Source organism: Candidatus Sulfotelmatobacter sp., assembly GCA_035498555.1.
Lineage (GTDB): Bacteria > Eisenbacteria > RBG-16-71-46 > RBG-16-71-46 > RBG-16-71-46 > DATKAB01.
In genome coordinates this window covers 1-13,936 of record DATKAB010000161.1, presented here as the reverse complement: position 1 = coordinate 13,936, position 13,936 = coordinate 1, and the positions used below count along the sequence as shown (strand labels likewise).

The window sequence follows — 13,936 nt, the reverse complement described above, 5'->3', positions numbered from 1 at the left end:
ACCCGGAGGTGTTACCCCTGGCCGGCCGGGCCGGTTCCCGGGGAACTAGCGGGTGGCCTCCAATTTGGAACGGACCCGCTGGTTGGTGCTGTCGGAAGCCAGGCTCTTCCGGTACTGCTCGCGGGCCAGTTCGGGCAGCTTCAGGTCCCGGTAGACGTCCCCCAGGTGCTCCCGCACCACCGGGTCCCCGCCGGTGAGCCGGACCGCCCGCTCGAGCTGCTCCCGGGCCTCCTTGAGCCTTCCCAGCCGGTAGTAGACCCACCCCAGCGAGTCGATGAAGGCCCCGTTATCGGGCTCCTGGGCCACGGCCTTCTGGATCAGCTCGCTGGCCTCGGCCAGATCCCGGTTGTGGTCGGCGAGCAGGTAGCCGAGGAAGTTGAGCACGTCGGGCTGGCTCGGGGCCATGGACAGGGCCTGCCGGGCCACGGCGACGCTCCCGTCCACATCCCCCATCTGCTCCTTGCAGAAGGCCAGATCGAGCAGGATCCCCGGCTGATCGGGGTGCTCCTGGCGCAATTTCTCCCAGACCTCGGCGGCCTCGCTCCAGTGCTTGGCCTGCTGCGAGACCCTCCCGAGCAGCACCCGTGCGGCCAGGGAGTCGGGGGCGAGCGAGACTGCCTCGCGAGCGTGGGCCAGCGCCCGGTCGAAGTCATTGTTGAGTGATTCGGCCCGTGCGAGGAGCATGGGGCCGCGCCAGTCGCCGGGGTGGGCCTTCTCCCAGTCCCCGGCCAGCCTCACGCCTTCGGCCGCGCGCTGGTGCCGGGACAGCACGACCGCCGAACGCCACACCCATTGAGGATCGTTGGAGTCGAGCGCGCGCAGCGCGCGCAGCCGTTCCTCGCCGGCCTGTGGCTGGCCGGCGTGAAAGGCCAGATCCGCCTCGGTCTCGAGCGCCTCCGGGTCGGAAGGCCGCGCCTCGCGCACCCGCTTCGCCTCGCGATAGGCCTCGTCCCAGCGCTGGCGACCGGCGAGCAGCGACACCAGGCGCTGGCGCGTCGCGGTGTCGTCCGGGTGCACCGAGAGGTGGTGCTTGTACATCTCGATCGCGCTGTCGTCGTTGCCCAGCCCCTCGTCGATCCAGGCCTGCAGGAAGTCGGTTCCCGGCCGGAGCGGGTTCAAGTCCTTCGACTGGGCGAGCGCCGAATCCGCGCCGGCGAAGTCGCCGAGCCGGGCGCGCGCGCCGGCCAGCTGGAACCAGGCCTCGGCGTCGCCGTCTTCGAGGTCGACGGTTTCCTCGTAAGCGTGCTCCACGAGATCGAGGCGATTCTCTCGCTCGGCGACACGGCCCAGCGTGCGCCAGTACTCGGCCTGCTCCGAGTCGGCGGCGACGCACTTCTGAAGGGAGGCCAGCGCCTCGGTCGATCGACCCAGATTGAATAGCGCAGAGCCCTTGAGCCAGAGCGAGCGAGCGTCGTTGGGCGCCACCACCAGCGCGCGCTCGGCGAACTCAAGCGATCGGTTGAGATCCCCTCGCTGGGCGCACAAGTCACTGATCCGACGCATCGCCTCGAGCGAACGCGGATCGCTGGTGAGCACGTGGTAGTACTCGCCGAGCGCGCCGTCGATGTCGCCCTCTTCTTCGAGCAGGCGGCCCTGCGTGTAGCGCTGGAGCGCCTCGGCGCTCGGATAGGAGGTCGAATCGCGGGTGGAAACCGGCGCGGCGGCCAGCGCCAGCAGAAGGATGCCGAGAATCATGTCATGAGCCTAGCATGCGGCCCCGAGTGGTCGGTGATCGCGTCCACCGATTCACCTGCGACCGCGCCGCCGGCCGAAGCTTCGCGAGGGTTGCGAGGCAGACCTGGCGGGCCCCGCCGGAGCACGCTCGCGGGTTGGCTCGACGGATTCCGGTCCGTGCTCCGCCTCGCGCCGTGGCTCGTCCCCGCTCACGCGGACCGGCCGCTCCTCGATTTCGAGCTCGGGCTCCGGCTCGGGTTCGGGTGCCACCTCGTGCCGTTCCTCCTCGGCCTCGAACTCCCGAAGCGGCTCGGCCGGGCTCGTGGAGGATCCTTCGAACCCCGAGGGCTCGACGTGGAACACGTGGTCGGGCCCCTCGGGTCGGCCCACCTCTTCGTGCTCATCGTCGTATTCGAAGCGCGGGGGCGGCTCGATCTCGGGTCGCTCTTCGGTCTCCGCCTCGGACTCGGCCGGCTCGATCGAGGGCAGCCGGCGACTCGGCGTGGCCAGCCGTCCGCTCTCCGTCTCGACCGGCGCTTCGGCCGCGCCCGGGGCGGGCGTGACGCCTTCCCCGCGACGGCGGCCGCGACCACCCCGGCGGCCACGGCGACGGCGGCGAGCTCCCGATAGCTCGTCGGACTCGAGCTCCCCGTCCTCGGCCAGATCGGGCGCCGCGGCGGGCGGGCTCGGGTAGGCCCCTTCCGTGGGCGTGGTCCTCGCGCCCCCGCGCTCTTCGACTTCGCGCCGGAGCTCAGCGGAGGGCCGGCGCCGCTCGGTGTCGCGTTCGGGTCGGGTCGCCCTCCCCGCATCGCGCGGGGCCCCGGCTCTTTCGAGGGCGTCACGGGCCGCGGCCTGTTCGGCCTCCTTCTTGTTGCGCCCGCGCCCTTCCCCGAGATTGCGCTTGCCGACCATCACCTCGACCAGGAAGTGCTTCGAGTGATCGGGGCCCATCTCGCTGCGAATGCGATAGACGGGATGCGTGCGCCAGGTGCTCTGCACGTACTCCTGCAGGTGACTCTTGTAGTTGGTGTGACGCTTGTCGGCCACGATCTCGCCGGCCTCGCGCAGCAACCAGCGATGGATGAACTCGCGCGCCGCCTCGAATCCCTGATCGAAATAGATCGCTCCGATCACCGCCTCGAACGCGTCGGCGAGGATCGAGAGGCGCTGGCGGCCGCCCGATTCCACTTCCGAGTGGCTCATCAGCACGAACCGGCCGAGGCCCATGGCCAGCGCGCGCCGCGAGAGAATCGCCTTCGAGACCAGCAGCGACTTGTTCTTGGTGAGCTCGCCCTCGTGCTCGTCGGGGTGGAGCCGGTACAGGAATTCGCTGGTCACCAGCCCGAGCACCGAGTCGCCGAGGAATTCGAGGCGCTCGTTGGAGGCGCGCGGCCCCTGCCCGGTCACGCTCAGGTAGGAACGGTGGGTCAGGGCCAGCTTGAGCAGATCGAGATTCGCGAATTGAAGTTGGAAGTGCCGCTGGAATTCCTCGAGCGTGCGGACTTCCTGTTGTGAACGGCTGGCGCCCGGCGCCGGTTGAGGTTCGCCGCCGAACAGCCGCTTGATCCAGCCGAGCAGGCCGGCCGGTGGGGGTGGCGGCGGCGAGGGACGGCGCGAGCGCGAGCGACCGCGGCCGCCTCGGCGGCGCGGTCGTCCTTTCAGCTCGCGGCTCTCATCGCCAGCGTCACGTTGTGTCCTCCGAACCCGAACGAGTTCGAGATTGCGGCCTTCACTGGAATCGTTCGGGCCTGTTGGGGAACGAAATCGAGATCGCATTTGGGATCCGGCTTCTCCAGATTGATGGTGGGTGGCACGATCCCCCGCGTGATGGTCAGTGCGGTCACGACCGCCTCGAGTCCGCCGGCCGCACCCAGCAGGTGCCCGGTCATGGACTTGGTCGAGCTCATCATCAGCCGGCGCGCATGTTCGCCGAACACGTCCTTCACCGCGGCGACCTCGATGGGGTCGCCTGCCGGCGTGGAGGTGCCGTGGGCGTTGATGTACTGGACCTCGTTGGGCGACATGCCGCCATCCTGCAGCGCGCGCCTCATCGCGCGCGCCGCGCCGTTCCCATCTTCGCTGGGAGCGGTCATGTGGTAGGCGTCTCCGGAGGCCCCGTAGCCGACAAGCTCGCAGAGGATCGATGCGCCGCGACGCCGTGCGTGTTCCTCGGTTTCGAGAATCAGCACGCCCGCGCCTTCACCGACCACGAATCCGTCCCGATCCTGGTCCCAGGGACGGCTCGCGCGTTGGGGTTCGTCGTTGCGCGTGGAAAGCGCTCGCATGTTGCCGAAACCCGCCACCGCCATGGGCGTGATCGTGGCTTCGGCACCACCCGCGAGCATCATGTCGGCGTCCCCTGCGCGCAACAGTCTCAGGGCTTCGCCGATCGCGTGCGCCCCGGAGGCGCACGCGGACACCGTGCAGAAATTCGGACCGCGCAGGCCGAATTGAATCGAGACCTGTCCGGCGGCCATGTCGGAAATCATCATCGGAATGAAAAACGGGCTGACGCGTCCCGGTCCCTTCTCGAGCAGGGCGCGATGTTGCGACTCGAAGGTCTCCATGCCGCCGATCCCGGAGCCGATCAGGACTCCGAATCGATCGAGATTCACCTTCGACCGGTCGATTCCGGAGCGCTCGAGCGCTTCGTGGCTGGCCATGACCGCGAACTGGACGAAGCGATCCATGCGCTTCGCCTCCTTGCGATCGAGCACCGGCTCCACCGAGAAGTCCTTCACCTCGCAGGCGAAGCGCGTCTCGTAGGCGCTGGTATCGAACCGCGTGATCGGGCCCGCGCCCGACTTCCCGGCGATCAGCTCGCTCCAGAATCGCTCCATGTCGTTCCCGATCGGCGAAATGACTCCCGCCCCGGTCACGAACACCCGGGATCCTGTTTCCGACATCGGCACCTCGATCAATGAGTTTGACGGCGAAACGACAGCGGCGCGTCGCGCGCGCCCGGCCACTCTCCCGGCCTTTGGCGCGCGCCTTCGCCAACGCTCAGGCCTTCCCGGCGGTCTGAGTCTTGAGGTAGTTCAGCGCGTCGCCCACCGTCCGGAGCTTGTCCGCGTCCTCGTCGGGAATATCGATGCCGAATTCCTCTTCGAGAGCCATCACCAGTTCGACGATGTCGAGCGAGTCGGCGCCCAGGTCCTCGATGAACTTGGCCTCGGGCGACAACTGCTTGGCGTCCACCTCGAGTTCCTTGGCGATGATCTCCTTCACCCGGTCTTCGCTGAAAGCTGCCACGTTGCTCACCTCCTGTGGTTATGGATCCGTTTCGAATTCACGACATGACCATGCCGCCGTCCACCGTGAACACCTGTCCGGTGATGTAGGCGGCACGGGGTGAGGCCAGGAACGCCACCAGTTCGGCCACCTCCTCGGGGCGGCCGAGCCTGCCCAGCGGAATCTGGGCGAGCAGCGCCGTGCGCGCCGCCTCGGGCAGGTTCGCGGTCATGTCGGTCTCGATGTAGCCCGGACAGACCGCGTTCACCGTGATGTTGCGGCTCGACAACTCGCGCGCCAGAGCGCGCGTCAGACCCAGCAGGCCGGCCTTCGAGGCGGCGTAGTTGGCCTGGCCGGCATTCCCGATCAAGCCCACCACCGACGAGATGTTCAGGATGCGGCCGCTGCGCGCCTTCATCATCGAGCGCACCACCGCGCGCGTGCAGCGGAACGCTCCCGCCAGATTGGTGTTGATCACTTCCTCCCACTGCGCGTCGGTCATGCGCAGGAACACTCCGTCCCGGGTGACGCCGGCGTTGTTGACCAGCACGTCCACGCGGCCCAGCGACTCGAGCGCCGCGCCGAATGCCGCCTCGATCGAGCGCGTGTCGGCCACGTCGGCCGGAAACGCATCGGCGCGACCGCCCGCCTCGCGCACTGCCGCGACCGCGGCACGCGCCTTGTCCTCGTTGCGATTGAAGATCGCCACCGCCGCGCCGCGGGCGGCCAGCGCCGTGCTGATCGCGAGCCCGATGCCGGTCGCGCCCCCGGTCACGAACGCGACCTGACCCGCCAGCTCCCTGGATTCGGAACCCGTCACCGCTCCCGCCGTCTGGGTCATGGCTCAGGCTCCGGCCGCGCCGACGCGACCGACGCCGAGCGCATCGAGAGTTCCGTTGAGGCTCTCGGGATCCTCGACATTCCAGGATGCCGCCTGCTTGTCGAGCGTGCGCAGCAGCCCGCGCAGGACCTTGCCGGTTCCCACCTCGAGGAAGCCTTCCACGCCGGAGATCAACATGCCGCGCATGGTCTCTTCCCAGCGCACCGCGCCGAGCAGCTGCGCCTTGAGCGCGGCCCGGATCTCGTCCGGCTTCTGAACCGGCTGCGCCGACACGTTGGCGATCACCGGCACGCGCGCCGCCTCGACCGGCGTTTCGTCGATGGCTCGCGCCAGCCCCTCGGCGGCCGGGCCCATCAGCGGCGAATGGAACGCGCCGCTCACCTCGAGCCGGATCGCGCGGCGTGCGCCGCGCGCCCTGGCGTGCTCGCAGGCGGCGTCCACCGCGGCCGGGTCGCCCGAGATCACGATCTGCCCGGGAGCGTTGAGGTTGGCCGGGACCGCGACGCCGGCCGAAACCGCCTCGCGGCAGGCGGCGTCCACGTCGGCGAGCGACAGGCCGAGAATGGCCGCCATCGCGCCCGGCCGATCGAGCCCGGCCTGATACATGAGCTCGCCACGGCGCCTCACCAGCCGGAGCGCGTGCTCGAAGCACAGTGAGCCGGCGGCAACCAGCGCCGAATACTCGCCGAGGCTGTGGCCCGCGACCCGATCGGGCTGGACTCCCGCAGCGCTCAACAATCGATGAGCCGCGATGCTGTGCGTGAGCAGCGCGGGCTGCGCATGGATGGTCTTGCGCAACTCCTCCTCGGGGCCCTCCCAGCACAGCTTCGAGAAGCCCTCGCCGAGCACCGCGTCGGCAATCGCGAAGGTTTCTCGCGCCGCGGGGTAGGCCTCGGCCAGGGCGCGGCCCATGCCCACCGCCTGCGACCCCTGCCCCGGGAAGAGGAAGGCGAGTCTCACGCCGCCCCTTCGCGCGCGCTCGCCACCGCGACCTCGCGGGCGGAAGCGATCGGAGCCGGTTGCGTCCACTTCATGATCGAAGCCCCCCAGGTCACGCCGCCCCCGAAGGCCACGAAGCCGATCCGATCGCCGACCTTGATCCGGCCGCCGCGCAGCGCTTCGTCGAGGCTGATGGGGATCGAGGCCGACGAGGTGTTGCCGTACCGCTGGATGTTGACCAACACCTTGTCAGGCGAAACGCCGAGCCGCTCGCGCACCGCGTCGATGATGCGGAGGTTGGCCTGGTGCGGGATGAGCAGATCGATGTCGGCGGCGGTGAGTCCGGCCTCACTCATGGCCTCGCGCGTGCTCTCGTCCATGGCGCGCACCGCCACCCTGAACAGCTCCTTGCCCTTCATCTTGATGTACTGGCCGTGGGCCGCGAGGGTTTCGGCGCTGGAAGGCATCCTCGAGCCACCGGCCGGGATCTCGAGGATTTCTCCAAGGTCGCCGTCGCTCCTTATCGAGATCGAGAGCACGCCGTCGCCAGGCGCGCACGGCCGCAACACCACCGCTCCGGCGCCATCTCCGAACAGCACGCAGGTGTTGCGATCGGTGTAGTCCACGATGCGTGACAGCACCTCGACGCCGATCAGCAGAACGTTCTCGGCCAGCCCGGTGCCGATCAGGCCGCGCCCGAGCGCCAGGCCGTAGATGAATCCGGTGCACGCCGCGGACACGTCGTAGGCGGCGGCATGCTTGCAGCCGAGCCTGGCCTGCACGGTGCACGCGCACGATGGCAGGAAGCGATCGGGCGTGGTGGTGACGACGATGATCTGGTCGACTTCCTGGCTGGTGATCCCGGCGCTCTCCAGCGCGCGCTGAGCGGCGATCACGGCCAGATCCGAGGCCGCCTGATCGGGGCGCGCGATCCGGCGCTCCTCGATGCCGGTCCGCTCACGAATCCACTGATCCGAGGTGTCCACCATCTTCTCGAGATCGAAGTTGGTCAGCACTCGATCCGGCACGTACATGCCGGTTCCGGTGATGGTGACGCCGCGAATCGCCTCAGGCCGCGCTGTCATGATCCGCTTGGATCTCCTCGCGAATGTGCTCGTTCACCTTCTGTTCCACGAATCGAACCATGGTTCGAATCGCGCTGCGGAAAGCCCTGGCGCGACTGCTGCCATGACCGATGAAACATACGCCATCCACGCCGAGCAGCGGCGCGGCCCCGAACTCTTCCCAGTCGATTTCGGACCGCAGGCGGCGCAGCGCCCGAGCCATGAACAGCGCACCGAATCTGGCGAGCGGATCGCGTTCGACTTCAGCACGCACCATGTGGGTGAGCAGTCCCGCCAGGCTCTCGGCGGTCTTCAACACCACGTTGCCGGTGAAGCCATCCGTGACCACCACGTCGCAGGTGTCTTTGAACAGATCCCGCCCCTCCACGTTGCCGATGAAGTTGAGATGCCGGGCGCGCCGCATGAGCGGCTGGGTTTCGAACACCAGCGCGTTGCCCTTGCTCTCCTCCTCTCCAATCGAGAGCAACCCGACCCGAGGGTTCTCCCGCCCGTGAAGATAGCGCGCGTATACCGATCCCATGTGCGCGAATTGCACCAGGTAGGAGGGTTTGCATTCGGCGTTGGCCCCGACATCGAGCACCACCGTGCCGCCCGCGGGATTCGGGAAGAACGCAGTGAGCGCGGGCCGCGAGACCGATTCCAGCCGTCCCAGCCCGAGCAGCGCGGTCGCGACCACCGCGCCGGTGTTGCCGGCACTGAAGATGGCGTCGACTTGTCCATCCTTGTGGAGCTGGGTCAGGACGCCGAGGGAGGAGCCGCTGCGACGGGCGGCCATCGCCGCCTTATCGGCCATTTCGACCTTTTCGGCGGCATGCACCACCTTGACCGGGAGCTCTCCGAGATGGGCGCGTTCGAGGAGCGGCGTGATCTCGGCCTCGTCGCCCACCAGCGTGACCTGGAAGCGGCCCGGCATTTCTCGGGCGGCGAGCGCCACGCCTTCGACCACGACCGAAGGGCCGTAGTCTCCCCCCATCGCGTCAATCCCGATCTGCGGGATCGAGGGCATCAGGGCGTACTCGAGCGCCTAGTCTTCGCGAGGCAGAACGATCTCTTCCCCGTCGTAGAATCCGCAGCTGGGGCAGATCCGATGGGGTTGACGGGGGCTTCCACAGTGGCTGCACGTATTGAGGCCGGGGCGCTTGAGCTTCCAGTGCGTGCGCCGTTTGCGGCCGCGCGTGCTCGAATGACGTCGCTTGGGAACCGCCATGTGACCCGACTCCTTCCTACGGTCGCGCGTCGCCGCCGCTCAAACGGCCGGCGGCGCGCACCCGCATGGACCCAGATTTAGATTCGCCCCGCACCGCGCACACAGACCCCGACAATCGGGGCGGCACCGCGGTGTCATGGGCACCTCGAGCAGCAGCGTCTCGCGCACCTGCTCGCGCAAATCCAGCCGCCGCCCATCGTGAAACATCATGTAGTCGTCCCGCTCCAGCGCCTCGTCGAGCCCCGCGTGGCGGCCGCTGGGCCGTTCGGCGAAGACCTGGAACGGGACGCGAAGCGGCATGTCGAACGGCTCGAGACAGCCCACGCACTCCAGGTGCGTCACGGCCTCGAGTTCGCCCCGGACCGAGACCTGTTCCCCGCTCTTCTCGACGCGAAGACGGCCCCACACCTTCCCGGCCCAAGCCCCGGCCTCGAGCCCGACCTGATCGGGTCGGGCCTCGACCACCACCTGGCTCGCTCCGGCCGGAAGCGTTGCGAGATCGAGGGTAAACGCATCCATGGTGTCTTGGACCGGCCGAGGGGCACGACCCTAAAGACGCGGCACGCTAGCACAGCGCGCCAAACGCCGTCCAGCCTGAGGTGCGCGACTGCACGCGCGGGCAGCGAGCCGGGAGGCGCCTTCCACGCCGGGCCTACCGCGCGAGTGCCGCGACTCCGAAGAACAGCTTGACCTCGCGCTCCGCGCTGGCCGGGCTGTCGGAGGCGTGAACCGAGTTTCGGCCCTTGCTCTCGGCGTAGAGCTTGCGGATGGTGCCGGGTGCCGCCTGCGCGGGATCGGTCGCGCCGATCACATCGCGCAGCTCGGCGACGGCGTTGTCGCGCTCGAGGCAGCAGACCATCACCGGGCCCGAGGTCATGAAGTCCACCAGCTCGGCGTAAAACGGCTTGCCGACGTGCTCGGCGTAGAACTCCTGGCACTGCTCGCGGGTCAGCTGGGTGAAGCGCGCTTCGACGATGCGGAAGCCCTTCCCCTCGACGTGCGCGAGAATCTTGCCGGTCAGATTGCGGCGGGTGGCGTCGGGTTTGACGATGAACAGGGTGCGTTCGATGGCCAAGCGGATCTCCTGGAAGTGAGTGATGGGTTAGCGGCGGGTGCCCCGGGCGGGCTTGCCGCCTCGGCGGCTGGCGGAAGTCTTCTTTCGGCGAGTGCGGCCGGGAGCGGCGCCGCGAGCCCTCTTCATCTCGCGGTTTCCATTGCGAGAGCCGTTCTTCGAGTTGGCGCGCGAGCGGGAACGCCGGCGCTCGAGCTGCTCGGCCATCAGCTCGGGAATCTCGGAGGGAATGCGCGCCACCGGCACGCCCGCGGCCTCGAATGCCGCGATCTTCTCGGCGGCGGTGCCGGTGCCTCCCGAGATGATCGCGCCGGCGTGGCCCATGCGCTTGCCGGGCGGCGCGGTCTGACCGGCGACGAACGCCACCACCGGCTTGCTGAGGTGGCGCTTGATGAACTGCGCGGCCTCCTCCTCGTCACTGCCGCCGATCTCGCCCATGAGCACGATGCCTTCGGTCTTGCCGTCGGCCTCGAACATGGTCAGCGCGTCGATGAAGTGGGTGCCGATCACCGGATCGCCGCCGACTCCGAGGCAGGTGGTCTGACCGAGACCCCGGTCGCTGAGCTGCTTCACCACCTCGTAGGTGAGCGTGCCGCTCTTCGACACCACCCCGACCGGGCCGGGTTTCACGATCTGTCCGGGCAGGATACCGACCTTGCTCTGGCCGGGCGTGATGAGCCCCGGGCAATTGGGCCCCACCAGCCGCGGGCGGCCCAGCGGATTCGACGCGCCGCGCAACGCCAGCACCTTGTGATACGCGGCGAGCGTGTCGCGCACCGGCACGCCCTCGGTGATGCATACGATCAGCGACACGCCGGCGTCCGCGGCCTCGTGGATCGCGTCGGCGGCGAACGGCGCCGGCACGTAGATCACCGAGGTGTTGGCTCGCGTCGCCTCCATCGCCTCGGCCACGCTGTCGAATACCGGCACGCCGTGCACGGTCTCGCCGCCCTTGCCAGGCGTCACGCCCGCCACCACCCGCGTGCCGTACTTCAGCATCTGCTCGGTGTGGAACGCACCGTCGCGGCCGGTGATGCCCTGAACGATCAGTCGCGTGTTCTTGTCGATCAGGATGCTCACACCGTCACCTCCTGGGCGCGGGCCACCACCATTTGCACCGCCTCGTCCATCTTGGTGGTGGCACTGAGCCCGAACTCCTTGAGGATCTCGCGCGCCTTTTCCTCGTTGGTGCCGGTGAGCCGGATCACCAGCGGAATCTCGAGCGGCGACTCCCTCAGCGATTTCACGATGCCGTTGGCGACGTCGTCGCAGCGCGTGATGCCGCCGAAGATGTTGAACAGGATGGCGCGAATGCGCGAACGCCCGCTGGCATCGCGGCCGCTGTCGGTGGTGATGATCTTGAGTGCGGCGGTGACCTTCTCGGGATTGGACGAGCCGCCGATGTCGAGGAAGTTGGCGGGCTCGCCGCCGTAGTACTTGATGAGGTCCATGGTCGCCATCGCCAGCCCTGCACCGTTCACCACGCAGCCGATGTCGCCGTCGAGCTTGACGTACGAGAGGCCCTTCTCGCGCGCCAGTCGGGCCGCCGCGGTCTCGTCACCCGAATCGCGCCATGTCTCCCATTCGCGATGCCGGAAGTCGGCGTTGTCGTCCAGCGACACCTTGGCGTCGAGCGCCAGCACCTTGCCCTCGGGCGTCACCGCCAGCGGGTTGATCTCGGCCAGCGAGCAATCGCCCTCGGTGAAGACGCGATAGAGCTTCATGAGCACGTCGGCGGCCTGCTGCACCTGCGGCCAGTTCGGGAACACGTGCTTCATCAGCGCGCGCGCCTGATAGACGCGCAGGCCTTCCATGCCGATCGGCTGGCGCAGGATGCGATCCGGATGGGTGCGCGCCACCTCCTCGATGTCGACGCCGCCCTCCGACGACAGGATGATGAGCGGCAGCTTGCGCTGGCGGTCGATCACGATCGAGAGGTAGTACTCCTTCTGGATCTCGGCGGCCTGGGCGACCAGCACCTTGCGCACCGGGAAGCCCTTGATGGTGAGCGCCAGGATGTCGCGCGCCTTCTCGAAGGCGTCTTCAGGGGTGTGCGCGAGCCTGACGCCCCCGGCCTTGCCGCGGCCACCCACCTGCACCTGAGCCTTGATCACGACGGTGCCGCCGATCGAGGCGGCGACGTCGCGCGCCTCCTCCGGTGTCGCCGCCACCTGACCCGGGGTCACCGGCAGGCCGAAGCGCGCGAACAGCTCCTTGGCCTGGTATTCATGAAGGTTCATGAAGGCTCCGTCGAGCGTTCGCGCCGCGGTCGGCGCGCGAGGCTCAGTTGTTGTCGATCTGCGCGCGCTGCAGGCGCCCGCTGAAATCCACGTACACGCTCTTCCACTCCGTGAACGGGTCGAGCATGGTGTGTCCCGCCTCGCGATGGCCGTTGCCGGTGCCCCGGGTTCCCCCGAAAGGAAGATGCGTCTCGGCGCCGGTGGTGCCGTGGTTGACGTAGACGATGCCGGTGTCGAGATCGCGCATCGCGGCGAAGGCGCGATTCACGTCCTGGGTGAAGATCGAAGACGAGAGTCCATAGGCCGAGGCGTTGTTGATCGCGACCGCCTCTTCCAGCGACTGGATCTTCACCAACGCCAGCACCGGGCCGAAGATCTCCTCGGTGGCGACGCGCGCGGTGGACTTGACGTCGGCGAACAGGGTGGGCTGAAAGAAGTGCCCGCGCGCGAGCGCGCCGTCGGTGGCGCGCGCTCCACCCGCCACCAGCTGGCCCTCGTTCCGGCCGATCGCGACGTACTTCTCGACCGTCTTCACCTGCGACTCGTTGACCAGCGGGCCCATCTGGGTCTCGGGCTCGAGCCCGTCACCGAGCTTGAGGGCGCGCGCACGCTCGGCCAGCCGGCGCGCCAGCTCGTCGTGAACTTGAGCGTGCACCATGACTCGACTGCAGGCGGTGCAGCGCTGGCCGGTGGTGCCGTAGGCGCTCCACAGAATCGCCTCGACCGCGAGATCGAGCTGGGCGTCGTCCATCACGATGACCGCGTTCTTGCCGCCCATCTCGAGCGACACGCGTTTGCCGAGCTTGCCGGCGGTGGCGTTGATGCCCAGTCCGACCTCGGTCGAGCCGGTGAACGAGATCACCTGGACGCGCGGATGCTCGACCATCGGCTGTCCGACCTGCGCGCCCGAGCCGAACACCAGGTTCAGCACCCCCGGCGGGAGCCCGGCTTCTTCGAAGATGCGGGTGAAGTGCCAGGCCATTTCCGGGGTGTCGCCGGCCGGCTTGAAGACCGCGGTGTTGCCGGCGACCAGCGCCGGCATCAGCTTCCAGGACGGAATCGCGAATGGGAAATTCCAGGGCGTGATCACGCCGGCCACTCCCACCGGGCAGCGCACCGACATTGCCCACTTGTTGGGCATCTCGCTGGGGGTGGTGACCCCGTACATGCGCCGACCCTCGCCGCCGGCGAGGTAGGCCATGTCGATGCCCTCCTGCACGTCGCCGCGAGTCTCGGCCAGGACCTTCCCCATTTCGCGCGTCATCGCGCGCGCCAGATCCTCCTTGCGCTCGCGAATGATCTCGCCGGCGCGGAACACGATCTCCGCGCGCTTGGGCGCGGGCGTCAGGCGCCAGCTGCGATAGGCCGACGCGGCCGCCAACACCGCCTCGTCGAGGTCTTCGGAGCTCGAGGCCGGATACTCGCCGAGGATCTCGCCGGTCGCCGGGTTGTGATTGAAGAAAGTGCGTCCCGAGCGGGCCGGGACCCACCGGCCACCGATGAAATTCTGGTAGAGGCTGGACATGATGGCTCTCCGTGCCGGGCGCGGCCGGAACGACGCGGACTCGAGAGCGGGCGGAGGCCCATCCGAGATGCGCCCGGCAAAAGGACGGGAGAGACTAAGGCGACCGAAGCGGGGAAGCAAGC

At 68.6% G+C, this 13,936-nt stretch carries 13 protein-coding genes; all 13 read right to left on the bottom strand.

Going from position 1 to position 13,936, the window contains the following annotated elements; all coding sequences use genetic code 11:
* Positions 1 to 45: 45 nt before the first annotated feature.
* Positions 46 to 1,695 (bottom strand): tetratricopeptide repeat protein, encoded by a 1,650-nt coding sequence (locus tag VMJ70_12975; GenBank protein ID HTO92038.1) that lies wholly within the window; start codon positions 1,693 to 1,695, stop codon positions 46 to 48.
* Between the two features lie 51 nt (positions 1,696 to 1,746).
* Entirely contained in the window at positions 1,747 to 3,450 is a 1,704-nt protein-coding gene (rnc, locus tag VMJ70_12970; GenBank protein ID HTO92037.1) for a ribonuclease III, read from the bottom strand.
* The gene (fabF, locus tag VMJ70_12965; protein ID HTO92036.1) at positions 3,333 to 4,580 is read right to left on the bottom strand and encodes a beta-ketoacyl-ACP synthase II; all 1,248 of its coding nucleotides are present in this window, start codon (positions 4,578 to 4,580) and stop codon (positions 3,333 to 3,335) included. The genes rnc and fabF overlap by 118 nt, the downstream gene beginning before the upstream one ends.
* A gap of 97 nt (positions 4,581 to 4,677) precedes the next feature.
* Positions 4,678 to 4,926: an acyl carrier protein gene (acpP, locus tag VMJ70_12960; protein ID HTO92035.1), complete on the bottom strand. Its 249-nt coding sequence runs from the start codon at positions 4,924 to 4,926 to the stop codon at positions 4,678 to 4,680.
* A gap of 37 nt (positions 4,927 to 4,963) precedes the next feature.
* Positions 4,964 to 5,746, bottom strand: coding sequence for a 3-oxoacyl-[acyl-carrier-protein] reductase (gene fabG / locus VMJ70_12955; protein ID HTO92034.1), 783 nt, complete (start codon positions 5,744 to 5,746; stop codon positions 4,964 to 4,966).
* 3 nt (positions 5,747 to 5,749) lie between these two features.
* Positions 5,750 to 6,706 (bottom strand): ACP S-malonyltransferase, encoded by a 957-nt coding sequence (gene fabD, locus VMJ70_12950; protein ID HTO92033.1) that lies wholly within the window; start codon positions 6,704 to 6,706, stop codon positions 5,750 to 5,752.
* Positions 6,703 to 7,770 (bottom strand): beta-ketoacyl-ACP synthase III, encoded by a 1,068-nt coding sequence (locus tag VMJ70_12945; GenBank protein ID HTO92032.1) that lies wholly within the window; start codon positions 7,768 to 7,770, stop codon positions 6,703 to 6,705. The genes fabD and VMJ70_12945 overlap by 4 nt, the downstream gene beginning before the upstream one ends.
* Entirely contained in the window at positions 7,754 to 8,776 is a 1,023-nt protein-coding gene (gene plsX / locus VMJ70_12940; GenBank protein HTO92031.1) for a phosphate acyltransferase PlsX, read from the bottom strand. Before plsX ends, VMJ70_12945 begins: the two co-directional genes overlap by 17 nt.
* A gap of 240 nt (positions 8,777 to 9,016) precedes the next feature.
* On the bottom strand, positions 9,017 to 9,496 hold the full coding sequence (locus VMJ70_12935; GenBank protein ID HTO92030.1) for a DUF177 domain-containing protein: 480 nt from the start codon (positions 9,494 to 9,496) through the stop codon (positions 9,017 to 9,019).
* A 133-nt stretch (positions 9,497 to 9,629) separates the two neighbouring features.
* Positions 9,630 to 10,052 (bottom strand): nucleoside-diphosphate kinase, encoded by a 423-nt coding sequence (gene ndk, locus VMJ70_12930; protein HTO92029.1) that lies wholly within the window; start codon positions 10,050 to 10,052, stop codon positions 9,630 to 9,632.
* A 27-nt stretch (positions 10,053 to 10,079) separates the two neighbouring features.
* The gene (sucD, locus tag VMJ70_12925) at positions 10,080 to 11,129 is read right to left on the bottom strand and encodes a succinate--CoA ligase subunit alpha (GenBank protein ID HTO92028.1); all 1,050 of its coding nucleotides are present in this window, start codon (positions 11,127 to 11,129) and stop codon (positions 10,080 to 10,082) included.
* Positions 11,126 to 12,289, bottom strand: coding sequence for an ADP-forming succinate--CoA ligase subunit beta (gene sucC, locus VMJ70_12920; protein ID HTO92027.1), 1,164 nt, complete (start codon positions 12,287 to 12,289; stop codon positions 11,126 to 11,128). Before sucC ends, sucD begins: the two co-directional genes overlap by 4 nt.
* 43 nt (positions 12,290 to 12,332) lie before the next feature.
* Entirely contained in the window at positions 12,333 to 13,814 is a 1,482-nt protein-coding gene (locus VMJ70_12915) for an aldehyde dehydrogenase family protein (protein ID HTO92026.1), read from the bottom strand.
* Between the last annotated feature and the right edge of the window lie 122 nt (positions 13,815 to 13,936).